The following is an 18870-nucleotide window of genomic DNA, read 5'->3' as shown; positions in this document are numbered from 1 at the left end:
TATCACACGTGAACGAACCCAGCACAGTCCCCGCGAGCGTCCGGCCCACTCTGGCTGCGGTCGCCCGCCTGGCCGGTGTCTCGAACTCCACCGCCTCGCTCGCCTTCTCCGGAACGGGGCCGGTCTCCGATGCCACGCGCGAGCGTGTGCTCGCCGCGGCGAAGCGCCTCAACTACGCCGGTCCGGACCCTCGGGCGCGGTCGCTGCGCCGCGGCCGCTCGGGCATCGTCGGGGTCGTGATGGAGGAGCGCGTGCGCGACGCCTTCCGCGACCCCATCAAGATCGCCCTCCTCGACGGCATCACGGAAGAGATCGGCGCGATCGACGCGGGCCTCCTCATCCTCACCGACGCCGGCGAGGCGGCGCAGCGCATCGAGGACGCGCCGATGGATGCGGTGGTCCTGATCGGCTGCAGCCCGCGTCTCGACGAGTCGGTCGCCACGCTCCGCCAGCGCGGCATCCCGCTGGTGGCGATCGAGGGCGACCCGGCCGATGGCGTCCCGACCATCGGCCAGGACAACCGGGAGGCCACCCGGGTCGCCGCACAGCACCTCTACGACCTCGGCCACCGCGATGTCTCCGTGGTGACCCTGTCGCTCACCCGCGATCGAGCGCGCGGGCCGCTGACCCCGGACCGCCTGGCGGCGGCGAGCTCCACGACCGCCCTCGACCGGCTGGCCGGTGCCCGTGACGTCTTCCCTGATGCACCCGGCTGGGTCACCCGCGGATCGTTCGTGGAAGAGGGCCGCGCGGCCGGCCGCGCCATCCTCGCCGATGCACGACACCGGCCGACCGCCATCATCGCCCAGAGCGACCTGCTCGCTGCGGGCGTCATCCGTGCGGCGGAGGAGCTGGGTCTGGAGGTGCCGTGGGATGTCAGCGTCGTCGGCTTCGACGGCGTGCGCGTCGACGGCCTCTGGCCCTACGACCTCACGACCCTGGTTCAGCCCGCCGTGGACAAGGGCCGGGCGGCCGGCCGAGCGGTCGTCGAGATGCTGGAGGGTGCAGAGCCGATTCCCTCCACATTCACCAGCGTTTTCCACCAGGGGAACACAACGGCGGCTCCGCGGGTCTCCTCGGGAGCGCCGGTCGTAGGCTGACGGCATGGATCTCGAAGCCCTCTACCGCGACCTTCACGCCCACCCCGAACTCGCCTTCACCGAGCATCGCACCGCCGGCATCGTCGCCGAGCGGCTGACCGAGCTGGGGCTCGAGGTGCACACCGGCATCGCCACGACCGGTGTCGTGGGCGTCCTGCGCAACGGCGACGGCCCGACCGTGCTGCTGCGGGCCGACATGGATGCGCTCCCCGTGCGCGAGCAGACCGGGCTCCCGTGGGCCTCGACCGAGACGGTGACCGACGAGGCGGGCAACGCCGTGCCGCTGATGCACGCGTGCGGCCACGACATCCACATCACGTGTCTGCTCGGTGCGGTCGAGGCGCTGAACGACGCGCGGAGCGAGTGGTCCGGAACCCTCGTCGCGCTCTTCCAGCCGGCGGAGGAGCACGGCGGCGGGGCCCAGGTGATGGTCGACGACGGTCTGTACGAGAAGGTGCCGGTTCCGGATGTGGTGCTCGGGCAGCACGTGCTGCCCTACCCGGCCGGGATGGTCGGCGCGCACCCCGGCGCGGCCATGGCAGCGGTCGACACGATGGAGGTGACGCTCCACGGGCGCGGCGGTCATGGTTCCCGGCCCGAGACGACGATCGATCCGGTGGTGATGGCGGCAGCGACGGTCATGCGCCTGCAGACGGTCGTGTCGCGCGAGATCGCACCGCAGGACACCGCGGTGGTGACCGTCGGGAGCCTCCACGCCGGCACGAAGAACAACATCATTGCGGCCGAAGCCACGCTCGGGATCAGCGTGCGCAGCTTCAACGAGGAGGTCCGGCAGCGCGTGCTGGACGGCGTGCACCGCGTCATCGCGGCGGAATCGCAGGCGTCCGGTGCCCCGAAGGCTCCGGATATGGAGTGGGGAGAGCGCTACCCCGTCACCGTGAACGACCCCGAGTCGACCGAGCGGGTCAACGCGGCCTTCGCGGCCGAGTTCGGGGCCGACCGGGTGCTGCACCCCGGGGCGCTCTCCGGCAGCGAAGACGTCGGAAACCTCGCCACCGCCGCCGGCGCTCCGCTGGTCTACTGGATGCTCGGAGGGGCCGACCCGGAGACCGTGCTCACCGCGATGGCGGCGGGTACGGTCGACACCGACATCCCGACCAACCACTCGCCGTTCTTCGCGCCGCTTCCGCAGCCGACGATCGACACCGGCGTCCGGGCGCTCGTGGTCGCTGCGCGGGAGTGGCTGGCGTAGGGGCCGACCGGCGGCGAGCATCGGCGAGGCCGTTGGCGGGCCGCCGGCAGGAAAGGCGCAGCGGCCGAAGGGTGAGAGTCAGATCGTCGCGCCCGCACGCATCCATGTGCGGCCGCGCGCACGGAGGCCGAGCGTGAGCGCGCGGGCGCCGAGGTAGCCGAAGGCGAATGCCGCTGTCAGGGCGGCGAGGCCGGTCGCGTCGTGCCCGCCCCAGACCGCGGCGGCGACCGCGAGCGGGATGAACACGGCGACGTTCGCGAGGCCGGTGAGGGCGAGATAACGTGCGTCTCCGGCGCCGATGAGCACCCCGTCGAGCACGAACACGTATCCGCCCAGAGGGGCGCCGGCGCCCACGATGGCCAGCGAGAGGGGCAGCAGCGCGGCGACCGACGCATCGCTCGTGAAGAGGCCCGCCGCGAGCGGACTCAGAGCGATCGTCACCAGGCCGAGCACCGCGCCCGCCCCGATTCCCCACTGCACGCACCGGCGCAGCACCGCACGGACGTTCTCGAGGTCGCCGGCCCCCAAACCCTTCCCGATGAGTGCCTGGGCGGCGATGGCGAGGGCGTCGAGGGCGAAGGCGAGCGTTGCGAACACGGTCATCGTGACCTGGAAGGCGGCGAGTTCGTCCGGTCCGAGACGGGTTGCGGCGAAGACCGCCAGAAGCATGGCCGCACGCAGGCTCGCCGTGCGGAGGAACAGCCAGCCGCCGGCACGCGCCGTCCGGCCGATGCCCGTGTGATGGGGGAGGAGGGAGGCTCCGACCCGGCGGGCGTGACGGGCGACGATGATCGCGTACACCAGCACCATCGCCCACTGCGCCGCGACGGTTCCGAGCGCCGACCCGCGGATGCCGAGTCCGGCGACGTAGATGAACAGGTAGTTGAGCACGATGTTCGCGGCGAAGCCGGCGACGGCGACGGCGAGGGGCGTGCGGGTGTCCTGGAGTCCGCGGAGCAGCCCGGTCGCGGCGTAGACCAGCAACATGGCCGGGAGCCCGAGCATGGAGAGGCTCAGATACTGGGTTGCCTGCTCACTGACCTCGGACGACGCTCCGAAGAGGCTCACCAGGAACGGCGAGGCGACCCACCCGGCGCCCGCGAGCACCACCCCGAGCACGAGCGCGAGCCAGCAGCCGTCCACGCCCGCCGCGACCGCACCGCGCTCGTCGCCCGCTCCGAGCCGCCGCGCGACGGCGGGAGTCGTGCTGTAGGCGAGGAAGACCATCAGCCCCACGATCGTCTGCAGCACCGCACTCGCGATGCCGAGGCCCGCGAGGGGCGCGACCCCGAGGTGCCCGACCATCGCCGAGTCGGCCAGCAGGAAGACCGGCTCCGCCACCAAGGCCCCGAGAGCGGGAACGGCGAGGCGGAGGATCTCGCGGTCGACCGGGCGGCGGAGAAGGGTGCTCACGACCATCCACGCTAGCCCGGGCCGCCGACGTCGTGTCGCCGGACGGATGTCGGTGGCCCTTCCTACAGTGGAGCCATGAGCCACCTGATGCCGGAACCCCTCGCGACCTGGTCCTGGCGGCTCGAGCGCGTGCGCAACGGTCGCACGGTGCTCACCCGGGCGCAGGCGGCCACCGCGCGCACCGACCTCGTGAACGACCGCGCCGCGCATCCGGCCGACTACGCGGACTACGAGGAGGAGTACGCGACGGCTCTCGACGAGCTGGACGTGCTGTCGCGGCAGGCCAACCGGCACGACGACCTCCTGTCGGTCATGGCGGCCGATCGGCGCGCGGCCGAGCGCGAGGCCGCCGCGAACGGGACAGCGTCGGCCGGTGGGCCGACGAGCGCGTCGGCAGCGCGCTCCCGTACGTCCCTCGCCACCGAGCACGACCGTGTGGCGAAAGGGCTGCCGGAGGCGTTGGACCAGTGGGTGCACCGGCTGATCCGATACCGCGCGGGTGTCAAGATCATCACGCCCATCGAGGCGGCGCGGGCCGAGATCCGTCTGCGCAACGAGGCGGACCTGCAGCCCGCCGCGTACCGCACGGGCGTGGCTGCGGCGTACTACAACCGGGTGATCCGTGAGCTCGGCGAGATCGCCACGGCAGAGCGTCCGGGCCGACGGGATGCTCCCGGGCTGACACGCGGGCTCGGCGCGGCGCTCGTCTGACCGGTTTCCGGCTGAGGTCGCTCCGGCCATGTCCTCAATGGCTGGGCGCGGCTGGGCGATCCGCCACTACGATCGACCCATACGCGTGAGCTGAACGGGGGGCGCGGTGAGTCCGAACGAGGCGGCAGAACTGCTGGGGGTGTCGCCCGCGGCGACACGCGACGAGGTGGAGCGCACCTACCAGGCGCGGCTCGCGGAGGCCGGTGCCGATGCGCAGCGCCGTGACGCCCTGACGGCGGCACGGGATGCGCTGGTCGCGGCATCCGCATGGCAGCCGCCGTACCCGCAGAACGCGCCGGCGCAGCCGTACCCGCCGCAGAACGCGCCAACTCAGCCGGCGCAGCCGTATCCGCCTCAGAATGTGCCGACCCAGCCGCAGCCTCCCTTCGCCCCGCAGCAACCGCACGGCGCGCCGACCCAGACGCCGGGCGGGGGGTCGTACCCCGGCCCAGCGCAGGGCGGCTACCCGCCGCCGGGCTTTCCGCAGCAGGGGTTCGCCCAGGCCGGCCGGCCTCAGCCCGGCCAGCCTCAGCCCGGCCAGCCCCAGCCCGGGCAACCCGCGCCGGGCTACGGCTCCGGTGCCTTGGGTGCGTACCAGGGCTATCCGCCCCCGCCGCCCCGCAAGCGAATGTCGACCGGCGCCATCGTGGGCATCACCGTGGGCGGCATCGTGGGTGGGCTCGCCATCCTGCTGGTCGCGGTCCTCGTCATCGCCTCGATCGGGGCCAGTGCCAGCCGGATCGCACAGGCCGAGAGCAGCTCGAGTGCCTCGCCGTACGACAGCGACCCGGGCGACGGCTCGTCCGACGACCCGTCCGAGGAGCCCTCGGACCCCGGCTCCGGCGATTCCGAGGTCGAGGACTACGACGTCGACGGCGTGCACGTCCACTACGTGGACGGCTGGACCTTCGAACTGACGCCCGGCCAGACCTGCGCCGGTGCGACCGTCACCGCCACGTTCGCGGACACCCCCGAGGGCGAGACGCTCGACTCCTGGACCACCACCGTCGACTTCGAGGCGGGCGTCCCGTACGACCTGACGATCCCCGACGATGCCTCCGAGTACGACTATGTCGGCATCGAATCGGTGCAGTGCGGTCAAGCCTGAGACGGCGAAAACCGGCACTCAAAACACAACTTTCACAAATTACTGAAAAAGGCGTAGCATCCCGCCCATGGATGCAGTGATCGACGTCGCCGGACTCGAGAAGAGATTCGGCCGCGTGCGTGCTCTCGATGGCCTCGACCTGACGGTGACGCCGGGCGAGGTTCACGGCTTCCTCGGTCCGAACGGAGCGGGGAAGTCGACCACGATCAGAGTCCTGCTGGGCCTCGCCCGGGCCGACGGCGGTCGCGCGACCGTCTTCGGGGGCGACCCGTGGAAGGATGCGGTCGCCCTGCACCGCCGCCTCGCCTACGTGCCGGGCGACGTCAGCCTGTGGCCCAACCTCTCCGGGGGAGAAGCCATCGACCTGCTCGCGCGGCTGCGCGGCGGCACCGCCGACCACGCGCAGTACGCCGCGCGCAAGAAGCGCCTCATCGACGTGTTCCAGCTCGATCCCACGAAGAAGGGCCGCGCCTATTCGAAGGGCAACCGGCAGAAGGTCGCCCTGGTCGCCGCGTTCGCGACACCGGCCGACCTGTACATCCTCGACGAGCCGACCAGCGGACTCGACCCGCTCATGGAGGCGGTGTTCGACGCCGAGATCCAGCGCGTCGCCGCGGAGGGTGCGACGGTCCTGCTGTCGAGCCACATCCTGTCGGAGGTGGAGCAGCTCTGCGACCGGGTCAGCATCATCCGCGCCGGTCGGACCGTCGAGACCGGCACTCTCGACGAGCTGCGACACCTCACCCGCACCGAGTTCTCGTTCAGCGCGGAGGGCGTCGGACAGGATGCGCTGACGGCCCTTCCCGCGACGCACGACCTCAACGTGGTCAACGGCCGCGTGCGGTTCACGGCCGACAGCGACGCGGTCCCGTCCCTGCTGGGTGCGCTCTCGCGGTTGGAGGTGCGCGGCCTCACCGTTGCGCCGCCGTCGCTGGAGGAGCTGTTCCTCCGCCACTACGGCGACGACGTCACCGCCGATGAACGCGTCGGGGCATCACGATGAGCACGACCATCGCGCCCGACCGTCCGGCGCGCACCGGCGACATCGTGCCTCGCGCGAACACGGGCGCCGTCCTCCGGTCACTGATGCGCCAGCGGCTGCGGCGCGACCGGTGGCAGCTTCTCATCTGGATCGTGTGCATCGCCCTGCTCGCGATGTTCTCGGCGTCCGCCATCGATCAGACGTATGGCGACGCGAACGCGCGCGCCCAGCTGATCCGGCTCGCGATCGCCGACCCGACCATCATCGTCCTCCGCGGGCTGCCGCAGGGCACGTCGCTACCGGCGGTCGCCTTCTTCGAGATCTACACGTTCCTTGCGCTCCTCGCGGGACTCATGAACACCTTCCTGGCTGTCCGCCATTCGCGGGCGGAGGAGGAGACCGGCCGGGCGGAGCTGATCGGCGCAACGCCGGCGGCACGGCTCCTGCCGACGACGGCGACCGTGCTGCACGCGCTCGCGGTCAACGTCGTCCTCGCCGCCGCCACCGCGCTCGGCTTCATCGCCGGAGGCCTCCCGGCGTACGGCTCCATCGTCGCCGGCGCCGCGACCGCTGGTGCCGGATTCGCCTTCTTCGCCGTCGGCCTGCTGCTCGCCCAGCTGTTCAGCACCTCCCGCGCCGCCAACGGCTTCGCGGCCGCGGTCGTGGTCCTGGCCTACCTCGTGCGAGGGATCGGCGACGCGATGGGCACGCCCGTCGGCGACGGGACGCAGCTGCGTTCCGCGTGGCCGACCTGGCTCAGCCCGATCGGATGGGGCGAGCAGTTCGCGCCGTACACCGGTGACGACTGGCGGCCGCTGCTGCTGCAACTCGGTCTCGCCGTCCTGCTGATCGCCGCGGTGTTCGGGCTGCAAGCCGTGCGCGACTCAGGCGCCGGGGTCATCCCCGAACGAGCCGGCCGTGCGAGCGCGCGCCCGACCCTCGGCGGCGTCTTCGGCCTGGCCTGGCGCCTGCAGTGGCCGACTGTGCTCGGCTGGACGATCGGTGGGGCGCTCGGCGGTCTGCTCGCGGGCGCATTGGGCACCGTCATCAACAGCTCGATCGCCGACAATCCCGCCCTCTCAGGCATCCGTGAGGCGATCGGCCGCATCGGCGGCGGTGGTTCCGGTCCGCTTACGCAGCTGTTCATCTCCGCGATCTTCTCGATCGTCGGAGTGCTCGCGGCGGCGTGCGCGGTGCAGGCGGTCATCCGGCTCCGGCAGGAGGAGGCCTCCGGCACGGCGGAACTGGTGATGTCGGCTCCGGTCACCCGCACGCGGTGGCTGTTCTCGTACGTCGCCGTCGGCGTCATCGCCGTGCTGGCGGTGCTGCTCGCGGGGGCCATCGCCTCGGGACTGTCGGCCATCGCCACCGGAGAGGACGCATCCACCTTCGGCGACTCGTTCGCCGCCGCCGCAGCGCAGGTGCCCGTCGCCCTCGTCTACCTCGGCGTGCTCACGTTGGTGTTCGTGGTCGTCCCGAGCTGGACGGCCCCGGTCGGCTGGGCGGCGCTCGGACTCGGGGCGTTCGTCGGCATCTTCGGCGGGCTGGTCAAGCTGCCCGAAGGAGTGCGGCACCTCTCGCCGTTCGCCGATGCGCCGGTCGTGGTCGGCGACGTCGACTGGACCGGTGGATACTGGATGCTCGGCATCACGGTCGTCGCGCTCGTCGGCGCTGCGGCCCTGATCCGCCGCCGGGATTTCGCGATCGGATAGACGGGACGGTGCCCATGGCCCAGGACGAGGCGGCGCTCGCCGAGGTGATGGAGCACTCCGCTGCCGTGTTGACGGCCGCCGGGTTCCCGAAGATGCCGGCACGGGTGCTGATGGCGCTCACCGTGACGGAGACTCCCGGGCTGACCGCCGCCGAGCTCGCCGAGCGGCTCGACGTGAGCCCGGCGGCCATCTCCGGAGCCGTCCGCTACCTGCAGACGCTGGGCATCATCCGTCGGCTGTCTCAGATCGGCAGCCGCCGTGATCGTTACGAGCTTCCGAGCGACTGGTACGCCCTCATGGTGCGCAACAGCCCGATCTACGGCGTGCTCGCAGACCAGGCAGAGGCGGGGCTCGCCGCGGTCGGCGATCCGGACTCGCCGGCGACCGAGCGGCTGCGCGACATGGCCGGCTTCTACCGCTTCGTGCAGGGCCGGCTCCCCGAGGTGATGGCCGAGTGGGAGCAGGTCCGCAGCGCCCGCCAGCAGTGACCACGCCGGCCGGAGCCGCGCCGTTATGCTGATCGCGTGCCACCGGTAGCCGACCTCGGGATGGCGACGGTGGGCCTGTGCGCCGCAGCCGTCGCTGTCTTCGTCGTCGTCGTCGTACGGCGCCGTCGCGCGGCTGCCGAGGCGGCCGACACCGTGGCACGGGCGACCGCACGCATCGATGCCTTGACCGGCACGACCTTCGAGACGGTCCGCTACCGCGGCGAGACCCCGCAGCTGGTCTTCGAGGGCGACCTGACGCAGGTGATGACCGTGGATCGACTGCCCACCGTCGTCCGTGGCGCCTCCATCCTGCGAGCGGGGCAGCCGGGCCATCGTCAGGCTCTGGCAGACCTGCGGGGGGAGACGGTCTTCGTCGCGCGCTTCTCGGCCGAGGGCGAGCTGGTGCTCGAGTTCGGTACAGGATCGCTCGTCATCGAACCGTCGACGCCGGCGTGACCCGTCCCGCGACCAAGCGCGGACTCAGAACACGTACTCCAGCAGGTCGAGGCCGACGGCACGCATCCCCTCGATGACCGCCAGCCGCTCGGGCAGGCTGGTGTCGTCGAAGTACGTCGAGACGGCGTAGGTGACGCCTGCGCGCGGGCCACGGAGCACCCCGACCTCGCTGCGCACGCCCTCATCCGTTCCCGTCTTGTTGACCAGCAGGATGCCGTGCTCCGGGTGGCGGTGCGAGTGCGGGTCGAGGCCGAACGCACTGGAGACGAGCGAGAAGTCGCTGTTCAGCGACAGCCACGAGATGACGCGCTGGCTGGTGGCCGGGTTGACGATCTCGCCGCGGGCCAGCGCCGAGAACAGCCAGGTCAGCTCGTTCGCACTGCCGACGGAGAGCTGCGGGGCGTCGTCCGGGCCGCGGTGGTCGCGCACCAGGTCAAGCAGTGCCGTGCGAGTCAGCCCAAGCGACTCGGTGCGGGCGCTGACGGCCTCGAGACCCACCCGGCGCAGGAGCACGTTCGTCGCGAGGTTGTCGCTGGTCGCACCGACGAGGGCGGCCAGGTCGGCGACCGGGAGGGATGGGACGTGAAGGTGCTGCCAGATGCCGGACTCGCCGGCGATGTCGCGGGTGTCGCGGTCGAGGTGCGCCAGCGGACTGAGCTGACCCGACTGCAAACGCGCCGCCACCTCGACCAGCAGCAGCACCTTGCCGATGCTGGCGGTCGGCATGACGACGTGATCGTCGACCGAGAACAGCACGGCGCCTGTGGAGAGATCCGTCGCCCGCGCCGAGACCTGCACGCCCGACACGGCGAGCCGGCCGAGAGCATCGAATCCGCGGCTGAAGGTCTCGGTCGATCCCGGCGCGCGGTGGCGGCCGCGGCGGGTGGCCGCCTGCCGGGCCCGCCGTGCGGACTCTTGCGCCTGGATCGTCACTGTGTCGCTGGGTCTTTCTTCCGAGTGCGGTGTACCGGAACTGCGGCGACCGTGCACCGGCCCCGCCGTCGGGGCCGCAGGGGTGCCCGCGGCGACGACAGGGACGATGTTACCCCGTGATCGGGGGTCATGGAGCGCCAAGAATCGATGCTCGCCGGCTCACCAGATGGTGACGCGCTCCGCCGGCGGAAGCCAGAGCCGGTCGCCGTCGCCGACCTGGAAGGTGTCGTAGAAGGCGTCGATGTTGCGGACGATCTGGTTGCAGCGGAACTCGTTCGGCGCGTGCGGGTCGATCGCCAGGAGGCGGATGACCTCCTCGTCGCGGCCCTTCTGCTGCCAGGCCTGGGCCCAGGACAGGAAGAACCGCTCGGCGCCCGTGAGGCCGTCGATCACGGGCGGCTCCTCGCCGTTCAGCGAGAGCAGGTAGGCCTTCCAGGCGATGCCGAGGCCGCCGAGGTCGCCGATGTTCTCGCCGATGGTGAGGGCGCCGTTGACATGATGCTCGGGCACCTGCGCAGGGGCGAGCGCGTTGTACTGCTCGATCAGGCTGGCGGTGCGCTCCTCGAAGGCGGCGCGGTCGGCCTCCGTCCACCAGTCCTCGAGGCGGCCGTCACCGTCGAACTTGGAGCCCTGGTCGTCGAAGCCGTGACCGATCTCGTGCCCGATGACCGCTCCGATGGCGCCGTAGTTGGCCGCCGCGTCCCGGTTGGCATCGAAGAACGGGAACTGCAGGATCGCCGCGGGGAACACGATCTCGTTGAAGCCCGGGTTGTAGTACGCGTTGATCGTCTGCGGGGTCATGAACCACTCGTCGCGGTCGATCGGCGAGCCGATCTTGCCCAGCTCGCGCTCGAACTCGAAGAGCGCCGCGGCGCGCACATTGCCGACGAGGTTCGTCGGGTCGATCTCGAGACGCGAGTAGTCGCGCCACTTCACGGGGTAGCCGATCTTCGGCGTGAACTTCTCGAGCTTGTCGAGGGCGCGCTCCTTGGTCTCCTCGCCCATCCAGTCGAGGGTGCGGATGCTCTGGCGGTATGCCTCGATCAGGTTGGCGACCAGCTCGTCCATCTGCTGCTTGGCGGCCGGCGGGAAGTGGTTCTCGACGTAGATACGGCCGACCGCTTCGCCCATCGCGCCCTCGACCAGCGAGACGCCGCGCTTCCAGCGCACGCGCATCTGCGGGGTTCCGGTCAGGGTGCGGCCATAGAAGTCGAAGTTCGCCTCGACGAAGTCGCCCGAGAGGTACGGAGCGGCGCCGTGGATGACCTGCCAGGTCAGCCAGTCGCGCCACGACTCCAGGCGGTCCTCCGTGAGGAGGGCTGCGAGCCCGGCGGTGAAGGACGGCTGGCGGAGGACGACCTCGGTCAGCGCTCCCTGCGGCGCGTCCAGCGCCTCCGCCCAGACGTCGAGGTCGGCGCTCCGACCCTCGGCAGCGCCACCGGTGAACACGGCCTTGGCATCGGCCCAGTGGTAGAGGTTGTAGGTCTTCTCCGAGTCGCGGGAGGCCACGTTGTCCCAGTGCTTCCCGGCGATTTCTGTCTCGAGGTCGAAGACGCGCTGGGCGCGCTCGGGGGCGTCGTCGTAGCCGGCGAGCTCGAACATCTTCTGGATGTGCGCGACGAACGCCTCGCGGACGGGCGCGAAGCGCTCCTCCCGGAAGTACGACTCGTCCGGAAGCGAGATGCCCGCCTGCTCGAGGAAGACCAGGTAGCGCTCCGGGTCGCCCGGATCGTTGTCGACGAACAGCTGGTAGAAGCCGCCGAGGCCGCGACGCTCCAACTTGGCGACCGTCTTCAACAGGCTCGGGATGCTGTCGACACCCTCCGCGAAGGTCAGTTCGTCGCGGATCGCCTCCACGCCGAGAGCATCGATGCGCTCCTCGTCCATGAAGCTCGTGTAGAGGTCGCCGAACTTTCGCTCTTCGGTGCCCTCGGCGGCGGTCTGCGCCTTCTCGACGATCTCGTGGACGGCGGTCTCCGACTCCTCGGCGAGGATCATGAACGAGCCCCAGCGCGCCTTGTCGGCCGGGATCTCGGTGGCCTCGAGCCACTTCCCGTTGACATGCCGGAAGAGGTCGTCCTGCGGACGGACGGCCGGGTCGAGTTCGTCGGTGCGGATGCCGGAGTCGAGCGTCATGCGCCCAGCCTACGGGTCAGGCGGTGGCGCGGGCCACCGAGCTCAGCCGGAGGTACGAGAGCGCGAAGAGCGAGCCGAGTGCGAGCTCGGCGAGGATCGACACCGTTCCGGACAGGCTGCCGAATCCGGCGAACGACAGCACGATGTTGACGATGGCGAGCAGCCCGTAGCCGGCCGCCAGTACACCGCTCAGCAGCGGCCGATTGGTCATGCGCCACCAGGGTCGCGCGGCGGCGACCGGTTCACCCGGGCCGCGGAACACTCGTGTGACGAGATACCAGCCGAGCGCCTGCAGCACGGTGAGCACGATGGATGCGGGTTCCGAGTGGAGCGCGTCGAACAGCAGCACGAGCACCAGGGTCACCGCGAGGAGGACGACGATCACGATCGTCTTCTCGCGCGGGGTGGTGAAGCGCATGGTGTTTCCTCCTGGTGTTCAGCATCCACGATGTCAGGGCGGCTCGGCGCGTCGCCGCAGGCTCGCCGTGTCGCCCGGACGGGGAGGCGAGGCGGGCGCGCCGAATTCGTATGCTTGCCCGGTGACCATCGCACCGTCCGACAGCTCCGCCGGCCAGAATGAGGCCGGCTGGACCCCGCCACCCGCCTGGACCCCGCCACCCGGCTGGTATGGCGACCCGTACGACGCGCGCTCGCTGCGCTGGTGGAGCGGGGCGGAGTGGACCGCGTACACCTACCCCGTCCAGATCCAGCCCGTCCAACCCGCGAAGAAGGCGAGGCCGCCGCGCAAGTGGATCGGCCGGTTCGGCGGGTGGATCTTCGCCGCCTCCAGCGTTTTCATCTGGCTCTGGCTTTTCGGGTTCAGCCTCCTCTTCAACGCGATCGCGCCGCACGCCCACGATGACGGCCCGGCGGTGCTCTCCCCGTTCCTCCTGGTGACCGGGGCGGCGACCGTGGCCGCCGCCATCCTCTACACGATGGCCTACCGGCTGAAGCCCGCCGACGGACTGTCCGCCTCGCGGCTCGTCATCATCGCGGGGGTCGGCGGCCTCGCGGCGACACTCGTCGCCGCTCCCATCAACACGGCGATCAACCTGCTCGGCGGGGGGACGTCGTCCCACCCGAGCGGAGCGGCCCTCGTGCTCGCCGGCGTGGTGGAGGAGCTGGTCAAGGTGACCGCGGCCATCCTTCTGGCCCTGCGGCTGCCGGTCAAGAACGCGCGGATCGGCCTGTTCATCGGCGGCGCGGTCGGGCTCGGGTTCAGCGTCATCGAGAACCTCAGCTATCTGCAGGAGGCGTTCGCGCGCGGGCAGGACTCCCCGCTGGGCTTCGGCGTCTTCGTGGGCACGGCGATCGGCAGGGAGCTCACGGGTCCGTTCCTGCACCCGGTGTTCACGGCCCTGCTCACCGCGGCCGTGTTCGGTGCGACGCGCAACGGCCGCTATCGGGTGACGTTCGGGGTCGTCCTGGCGTACCTCGGCGTCGCGGCGGCTCACGGGATGTTCAACGGAGCGGCCTGGCTTGCGCAGAACCTGCCGTGGCCGGCAGCGGCTCGCGGGGGCGCCATCCTGCTGTTCGACCTCGTGTTCGTCGTGGCCAGCGGTGTGACCTGGCTGCTGATCGCCCGGAGGATCCGGCGCAGGTCGGACCAAGAGGCCGCGCAGCAAGAGGCGGATCAGCGCGCGGCGACGAACGCGTCCTCGGCGGCGTAGTCGAACCAGCGATCGGTGCGCGCCCGCTCGACGAGGTTCGGGAAGACCGCCTCCCACGTCTCCTCGCGGCGCTCGGCGGCGCGCACCTCGCGCACGGCCCAGTCGATCGTCGACGCCACGGCATCGGCGTACGTCACCGGCTGCCGGTAGCCGAGCTCGACGGTCGCCGCCGTCATGCTCAGCAGCAGCGGGTGCGCGACCGTCCACGGGGTACTGCCGACCGCACCGATCGGGGGCCCCGGGAACGCGACGATCTCGACGTCGTGATCGAGCGCACGGAACACGATCCGCGCGATCTCGGCGACGCTGAGGTCATCGCGGTCCACCGCGTTCAGCACCCGCTTGCCGGGCTGCATGGCGCACAGGGCCACGAGTTCCGCGATGTTCACCGTCGATGAGGTGCTGAACCGGTTGGTCCCGTCGTCGGAGAGCACGATGCGCCGCCGGCCGTCGAGGGCGCGCTTGATGAAGTACCACTCGCGGAGCGCGGGGCTGAACGGCCCCTGGATGGCGCCAGGGCGCAGGATGCTGACCGGCAGGTCGTCGACCGCGAGCAGCCGACGCTCCATCGCGGCCTTGAGCGGCGAGTACGTCCGTTTGTCGTTGTCGACGGTCGGGTCGCTCTCCCGCAGCGGGATGGGATAGCGCGGGAAGTCGTCCGGCCCGGTCACCACATCCAGGTACCCGCCGTCGTCTCCGACGTACACCGAGCCGGTCGAGATCACGACGAGCGACCCGACGTCTCCGGCCAGCTGCGCGAGCTGGTCGGCGTGGCGCGGCTCGTAGGCGACGGTGTCGAGCACGAGGTCGTGACCGCGAGCACGGTCGAGCAGGGCGTCGGTGTCGTCGCGGTCCAGCCGGATGCTGGTCACATCCAGGTCGGCGAGCTCAGTGTCTCCGGTGTGGCTGCCGCGATGCGCAAGCAGCACCGACCACCCGTCGACCGCGAGGCGCCGGGCGACCGCGGAACCGATCTGGCCGGTGCCGCCGATGATCATGGCGGTGCGCGTCGTGTCGGTCATGCGGTCACCGTACCCCGGGGAGGCGCTCCAGCGGCGGCCGGTGCCGCTACCGGATGAGGGTGCGCGCGAGAGCGACGTACTCGCGCGCGTTGGCGTCCGGCAGGTACGCCCTGCCGATCGCGTTGCCGATCGCCGGGAGGGCCACCGGGTCCGGGTAGGCCATGTAGATGGTCTCGTAGGTGGGGTTGAATTTGCTCTTGAACGAGAACAGGGAGGCGAACCCGTAGGCGGGCTCGAGGGTGCGTGCGAGGAACGCGAGCAGTCGGTCCATCGTCGTCGGCTCGTCCGCACCGGCGTCGTCGACAGGCTTCGTGGCGAGCGGTGCGCCCGACAGGCTCAGCACCTCGATGCCCTCGTCGCGCATGTGCTGCGCGGCCGAGGCGATGATGAATTCCATGATCCCGGACATCGAACCGTCCGCGCGCCGCATGAAGTCGATCGTGTAGCCGACCACGCGCCCGTCGCGCCAGCTCGGGAGCCAGCTGGTGACGGCCTGGAGCCCGCCGTCGGGGTCGAAAGCGAGGTACAGCCGGACGTCCGGGTCCTTGAGCTCGTCGATGCCGCCGAGGGTGAATCCCATCTCGGGCAGCTCCTTCTCAGAGACCCACTGCTCGCTGACGGCCGTGATCTGCGTCTGGATGAGCGGGGACAGGTCGTCCCAGGTCGTCCAGAGCGTCGAGATGCGCGCCTTGACGCCGCGGTTGTGCGCCTGCCGCACCTTCTGCCAGGGCTTGCCCACCAGGTCGAAGGTCTGCGGATGCATCAGCGTCTCCTCGCCGACGGACATCGTCGGCCAACCGAGCGCGTCGAAGACCGGGAGGTACTCGCCGTGGATGCTGTAGAAGACCGGCGTCCAGCTGTTCGCGTCGCAGAACTGGACGAACTCGGCGATGGTCCGCTCCGCCCTCTCCGGCCGGCACACCGGGTCGGAGAGGGTGATCGCGATCCCGTTGATGACCCGGTAGGCGATCGCGGACTCGCCGTCGGAGCTGAACCAGTAGACGTTGCCCGGCCAGGTGCCCATGAAGCCGAGCGTTCCGCCGCCGCCCTGGCGCAGCAGCGACCGGAAGTGCTCCTCGTCGGCCACGGTGCGGCCGGTGAACGTCGCGCGGTACAGCTGCAGCGTGGCGAAGATGAACACGATCCAGAACACGGGCCCGACCCAGTGGTAGAGCACGACGACGATCGGCGTGGTCGGCACGATCGGGGTGCCGAGCAGCGACAGGAAGCCCGCGGGGACGAAGCGGCGCAGCGCCGAGGAGAACACATCGGCGACCGTGGCGTCCGGCACGAACTCCGTGAGGGAGGCGAGCCCTGCGATCAGATAGGCGAGCGCGAGCAGGGCGAAAGTGCAGAAGACGATGATCGCGAAGCGGACGGCCGCGTCGCGTGGGGAGCGGATCTGGAACTGCCGGCGTGTGGCGATCAGCAGGGCGATCGACGAGACGGGCACCAGGAGTGCGGCGAGCAGCCACAGCAGCACCTCGAGCGCGGGGGCGAGGGCCTCGACGCTCTGCACATCCAGCGTGACGTCGCCTCCCAGCGCCGTGAACGGCAGGACCAGCATCGCCGCGTTGACCGCGATACCGAGGATCAGGGCGAAGCGCCGACCGCGGCGCAGGCCGATGGCCGTCAGGAGCAGCAGGGCCAGCGGCAGGATGGAGAGCAGCAGCGGCCCGGGGCCCTGCACCGACACCATGAGCAGCTGACTGCGGCAGTTGCTCGTGTACGAGACGTCGCAGCGCGCCATGACCGCGGCGACATCCACGTCGGGGCGCTCGAACAGTGCAGCCACGAACGAGAGCGGGCCGAACCCGCCCGGAGGGAGCAGCGCCAGCAGGGGGCCGAATGCGGTGATGGCGATGACCGCCGCGACGAGAGTGCGGGTCTCGGCGTGGGAGCTGCGATGCAGCCGGCGGAGGCCGCCCCGCCGCAGAGCAGTGCCCAACGCCAATCCGAGCAGGGCCGCGATGAGCCGGTAGACGTTGTTCTGGTCGCCGTTGTAGAGCACGAAGACGAGCACGATTGCGAAGGTGAGCAGCCGGATGCGCCTCCGCCACAGCGCACTGGCGAACGCGCTCGCTGTGATGAGCGTTCCGACGATCCCGACCGTCGGGTCGAGGGTGAAGTCGAACTCCGTGGCCGTCGCCCACAGCTCGCCGATGTTGGCCGCGCTCCACTGCAGCAGCACGCCGAGCGCGACGCCGAGCACTCCGGTGACGAGGAAAGCCAGGATGGTGCGGGCCGTTCCGATCAGACGTTCCGCCGCGGCCATCACGGTGAGCGCGAGCACGATCGCGATGATCGTCTGCGCGAGATCCTCCGGCACGAACAGCGCGGTCAGCGGAGTCCACCATGCGCCGGCGCGGATGGTCGTGGTCACGCCGGCCGCCCACACCAGTGCGTCGCCGCCGACCGTCGCGGCGCTCCACAGCGTCCCCGTGACGATGGAGCTCACCAGGATGACCACCGCCAGTACGATGCTCGCCGGCGCGACACGCGCATAGCGCGTCAGAGTGCTTCCGAAGCCGCTGCCCCGACGTCCATCGCGCCCGTCCGGCACCGGAGCGTTCGGAGGCGTCGGCGCCGTCTCGGCGGTGTCTGCGTTGCTCATGCGGGCCTCCGTCACGGTGGGCTCAGTCCGAGGACAGGGTAGAGGATCTGGAAGTCCTTCGTGACGCCGCCCTCCAGCGCGTCGACGACATGACCGGCGCCGGGTACGACGTAGAAGGTGGTCTGCATGCCGGCGGCTTGCGCGGCCGCCGCGTCCCTCTGGACACCCGGGACGAACGTCGGATCGTCGCCGCCGACCGTGAACACCGCTGTCATCGCCGAGTAGCGGCCCGGGTTCGCGGCGAGGATGGAGGTGGGCTTCGCCGCCTCGAAGGCCGCGGCGTCCCCTCCGAAGACCTGGTCGATGGTCTGCTGCCGGATCTCGACGCCCGGGTACTCGTCGCCCGAGACGACGAGGAGGTTGCCGAATCGATCGGGATACTGCGCGGCGTACTTGAACGCGCACGCTCCGCCGTTGGAGTAGCCGCCGATCGTCCAGTGCTGTGCGCCCTGGAGCACATTCAGGTGGGTGCGGATCCACGCGGGGACCTCGTCCGTGATGTACGTCTCCGCCGTGCCGAACGTCGTCGAGTCCGCGCAGGCCGGGTCGCCCTTCGTGCCGATCTGGTCCGCGACCACGGCGATGGGTGCGAGTCCTTGATGCTGGGCGGCGTACCGGTCGAGCACCCCGCCGATGTAGCTCGGGTCGGGATTTCCGGGGTATCCCATCATGAAGATCACCACGGGGAGCGGCGGCGGGTTTTTCACCAGCGCCGCCGGTGGAAGGTAGATCCCGGCGGGCCGGGCGGCGAACCCCGCCGACGGGATGACCTGGCTGCCCTGCTTGCCTTCCTTCGGGAGGTCGGCGGGGGGCTTCCACGTCTCATACAGCGGCCGGGACGGATCGGCGGTGTTGGTGTGCGGCCCGAGAGGGATGCGGCCGGCATTCGTGTATCCGAACACCGAGCCGAGGGTAGGGTCGAGCCCGTAGTACGCGTTGACGCCGAGGCCGCCCGTGATGGCGAATAGCAGGATGGCCGCGGCCGCCACGACCTTGCGCCACCAGCGGGAGCGCCACAGGTTGACCACCGCGAGGCCGATCGCGGCGAACGTGCCCATCGCCCAGAACGCCACCTCCCGCGGCAGCGGGGTGCCGAAGGCGTCCGTCGCGTTGAGGATGGCGTAGAGGGCGGCGGCGACGACGGCGCCCCCGAGAACACCCAGCGACGCCGTGAGCACCCAGCGCAGCGTCGGGCGCCGGATCAGCAGGTACAGGACGGCGGCGCCGCTGAGGAGGAGGCAGACCGGGAGGACGGGCCCGTCGACGATGCGGATGCTGAGCGGATCCATCGGCCGGCCCCCGTCCCTGGCCT

Annotated in this window: 16 protein-coding genes; 9 read left to right on the top strand and 7 right to left on the bottom strand. The window is 70.9% G+C overall.

Annotated features, from left to right (window positions below):
• Nucleotides 1-8 precede the first annotated feature (8 nt).
• Together ACF1AJ_RS12795 and ACF1AJ_RS12790 are read left to right on the top strand one after the other, a co-directional pair.
• A complete protein-coding gene (locus ACF1AJ_RS12795; protein WP_391507701.1) occupies nucleotides 9-1100 on the top strand; it encodes a LacI family DNA-binding transcriptional regulator in 1092 nt (363 codons plus the stop codon).
• Between the two features lie 4 nt (nucleotides 1101-1104).
• Nucleotides 1105-2313, top strand: coding sequence for an amidohydrolase (locus ACF1AJ_RS12790; RefSeq protein WP_391507700.1), 1209 nt, complete (start codon nucleotides 1105-1107; stop codon nucleotides 2311-2313).
• A gap of 78 nt (nucleotides 2314-2391) precedes the next feature.
• Here ACF1AJ_RS12790 and ACF1AJ_RS12785 read toward each other — a convergent pair whose 3' ends face one another.
• The gene (locus tag ACF1AJ_RS12785; protein WP_391507699.1) at nucleotides 2392-3732 is read right to left on the bottom strand and encodes an MATE family efflux transporter; all 1341 of its coding nucleotides are present in this window, start codon (nucleotides 3730-3732) and stop codon (nucleotides 2392-2394) included.
• A gap of 69 nt (nucleotides 3733-3801) precedes the next feature.
• On the opposite strand from ACF1AJ_RS12785, the gene ACF1AJ_RS12780 reads away from it, so the two are divergent.
• The 6 genes from ACF1AJ_RS12780 to ACF1AJ_RS12755 all read left to right on the top strand — a co-directional run bounded on the left by ACF1AJ_RS12780 (nucleotide 3802) and on the right by ACF1AJ_RS12755 (nucleotide 9183).
• Complete coding sequence (locus ACF1AJ_RS12780) at nucleotides 3802-4437, top strand: hypothetical protein (protein ID WP_391507698.1); 636 nt, start codon at nucleotides 3802-3804, stop codon at nucleotides 4435-4437.
• A 106-nt stretch (nucleotides 4438-4543) separates the two neighbouring features.
• Nucleotides 4544-5545, top strand: a complete 1002-nt coding sequence (locus ACF1AJ_RS12775) for a hypothetical protein (protein ID WP_391507697.1) — start codon at nucleotides 4544-4546, stop codon at nucleotides 5543-5545.
• A 67-nt stretch (nucleotides 5546-5612) separates the two neighbouring features.
• Nucleotides 5613-6548: an ATP-binding cassette domain-containing protein gene (locus ACF1AJ_RS12770; protein WP_391507696.1), complete on the top strand. Its 936-nt coding sequence runs from the start codon at nucleotides 5613-5615 to the stop codon at nucleotides 6546-6548.
• Nucleotides 6545-8239 (top strand): ABC transporter permease, encoded by a 1695-nt coding sequence (locus ACF1AJ_RS12765; RefSeq protein WP_391507695.1) that lies wholly within the window; start codon nucleotides 6545-6547, stop codon nucleotides 8237-8239. Before ACF1AJ_RS12770 ends, ACF1AJ_RS12765 begins: the two co-directional genes overlap by 4 nt.
• A 14-nt stretch (nucleotides 8240-8253) precedes the next feature.
• Nucleotides 8254-8727, top strand: coding sequence for a GbsR/MarR family transcriptional regulator (locus tag ACF1AJ_RS12760; RefSeq protein ID WP_391507694.1), 474 nt, complete (start codon nucleotides 8254-8256; stop codon nucleotides 8725-8727).
• Nucleotides 8728-8763: 36 nt separating this feature from the next.
• Nucleotides 8764-9183, top strand: a complete 420-nt coding sequence (locus ACF1AJ_RS12755) for a hypothetical protein (RefSeq protein WP_391507693.1) — start codon at nucleotides 8764-8766, stop codon at nucleotides 9181-9183.
• Between the two features lie 24 nt (nucleotides 9184-9207).
• Here the strand turns inward: ACF1AJ_RS12755 and ACF1AJ_RS12750 are convergent, their stop codons facing one another.
• From ACF1AJ_RS12750 to ACF1AJ_RS12740, 3 genes are all read right to left on the bottom strand, one after another.
• Nucleotides 9208-10116 carry a serine hydrolase gene (locus ACF1AJ_RS12750; RefSeq protein ID WP_309855665.1) on the bottom strand — a complete coding sequence of 303 codons (909 nt, stop codon included), beginning with the start codon at nucleotides 10114-10116 and terminating at the stop codon, nucleotides 9208-9210.
• Nucleotides 10117-10275: 159 nt separating this feature from the next.
• Nucleotides 10276-12252: a M13 family metallopeptidase gene (locus ACF1AJ_RS12745; protein WP_391507692.1), complete on the bottom strand. Its 1977-nt coding sequence runs from the start codon at nucleotides 12250-12252 to the stop codon at nucleotides 10276-10278.
• Between the two features lie 16 nt (nucleotides 12253-12268).
• Nucleotides 12269-12670, bottom strand: coding sequence for a hypothetical protein (locus ACF1AJ_RS12740; protein WP_391507691.1), 402 nt, complete (start codon nucleotides 12668-12670; stop codon nucleotides 12269-12271).
• Nucleotides 12671-12791: 121 nt separating this feature from the next.
• On the opposite strand from ACF1AJ_RS12740, the gene ACF1AJ_RS12735 reads away from it, so the two are divergent.
• The gene (locus tag ACF1AJ_RS12735) at nucleotides 12792-13922 is read left to right on the top strand and encodes a PrsW family glutamic-type intramembrane protease (protein WP_391507690.1); all 1131 of its coding nucleotides are present in this window, start codon (nucleotides 12792-12794) and stop codon (nucleotides 13920-13922) included.
• Here the strand turns inward: ACF1AJ_RS12735 and ACF1AJ_RS12730 are convergent.
• The 3 genes from ACF1AJ_RS12730 to ACF1AJ_RS12720 are packed head-to-tail and all read right to left on the bottom strand — an operon-like array spanning nucleotide 13886 to nucleotide 18847.
• Nucleotides 13886-14944 carry an NAD-dependent epimerase/dehydratase family protein gene (locus tag ACF1AJ_RS12730; RefSeq protein WP_391507689.1) on the bottom strand — a complete coding sequence of 353 codons (1059 nt, stop codon included), beginning with the start codon at nucleotides 14942-14944 and terminating at the stop codon, nucleotides 13886-13888. The two genes, ACF1AJ_RS12735 and ACF1AJ_RS12730, sit on opposite strands and share 37 nt — an antisense overlap.
• Nucleotides 14945-14990: 46 nt before the next feature.
• Nucleotides 14991-17558, bottom strand: coding sequence for a bifunctional lysylphosphatidylglycerol flippase/synthetase MprF (locus ACF1AJ_RS12725; RefSeq protein ID WP_391507688.1), 2568 nt, complete (start codon nucleotides 17556-17558; stop codon nucleotides 14991-14993).
• A gap of 11 nt (nucleotides 17559-17569) precedes the next feature.
• On the bottom strand, nucleotides 17570-18847 hold the full coding sequence (locus tag ACF1AJ_RS12720) for an alpha/beta hydrolase (protein WP_391507687.1): 1278 nt from the start codon (nucleotides 18845-18847) through the stop codon (nucleotides 17570-17572).
• Nucleotides 18848-18870: the final 23 nt, after the last annotated feature.

This window comes from Leifsonia sp. NPDC014704, from assembly GCF_043083605.1.
Classification (GTDB): Bacteria; Actinomycetota; Actinomycetes; order Actinomycetales; family Microbacteriaceae; genus Leifsonia.
The sequence above is the reverse complement of the archived record's forward strand: the minus strand, read 5'-3'. Positions and strand labels throughout refer to the sequence as shown.

What these genes read in the sequence shown, in the direction of transcription:
- ACF1AJ_RS12790 (WP_391507700.1), top strand. Translation starts at nt 1,105, where the DNA reads ATGGATCTCGAAGCCCTCTACCGCGACCTTCACGCCCACCCCGAACTC.
- ACF1AJ_RS12785 (WP_391507699.1), bottom strand. Translation starts at nt 3,732, where the DNA reads ATGGTCGTGAGCACCCTTCTCCGCCGCCCGGTCGACCGCGAGATCCTC.
- ACF1AJ_RS12780 (WP_391507698.1), top strand. Translation starts at nt 3,802, where the DNA reads ATGAGCCACCTGATGCCGGAACCCCTCGCGACCTGGTCCTGGCGGCTC.
- ACF1AJ_RS12770 (WP_391507696.1), top strand. Translation starts at nt 5,613, where the DNA reads ATGGATGCAGTGATCGACGTCGCCGGACTCGAGAAGAGATTCGGCCGC.
- ACF1AJ_RS12765 (WP_391507695.1), top strand. Translation starts at nt 6,545, where the DNA reads ATGAGCACGACCATCGCGCCCGACCGTCCGGCGCGCACCGGCGACATC.
- ACF1AJ_RS12760 (WP_391507694.1), top strand. Translation starts at nt 8,254, where the DNA reads ATGGCCCAGGACGAGGCGGCGCTCGCCGAGGTGATGGAGCACTCCGCT.
- ACF1AJ_RS12745 (WP_391507692.1), bottom strand. Translation starts at nt 12,252, where the DNA reads ATGACGCTCGACTCCGGCATCCGCACCGACGAACTCGACCCGGCCGTC.
- ACF1AJ_RS12740 (WP_391507691.1), bottom strand. Translation starts at nt 12,670, where the DNA reads ATGCGCTTCACCACCCCGCGCGAGAAGACGATCGTGATCGTCGTCCTC.
- ACF1AJ_RS12730 (WP_391507689.1), bottom strand. Translation starts at nt 14,944, where the DNA reads ATGACCGACACGACGCGCACCGCCATGATCATCGGCGGCACCGGCCAG.
- ACF1AJ_RS12725 (WP_391507688.1), bottom strand. Translation starts at nt 17,558, where the DNA reads ATGAGCAACGCAGACACCGCCGAGACGGCGCCGACGCCTCCGAACGCT.
- ACF1AJ_RS12720 (WP_391507687.1), bottom strand. Translation starts at nt 18,847, where the DNA reads ATGGATCCGCTCAGCATCCGCATCGTCGACGGGCCCGTCCTCCCGGTC.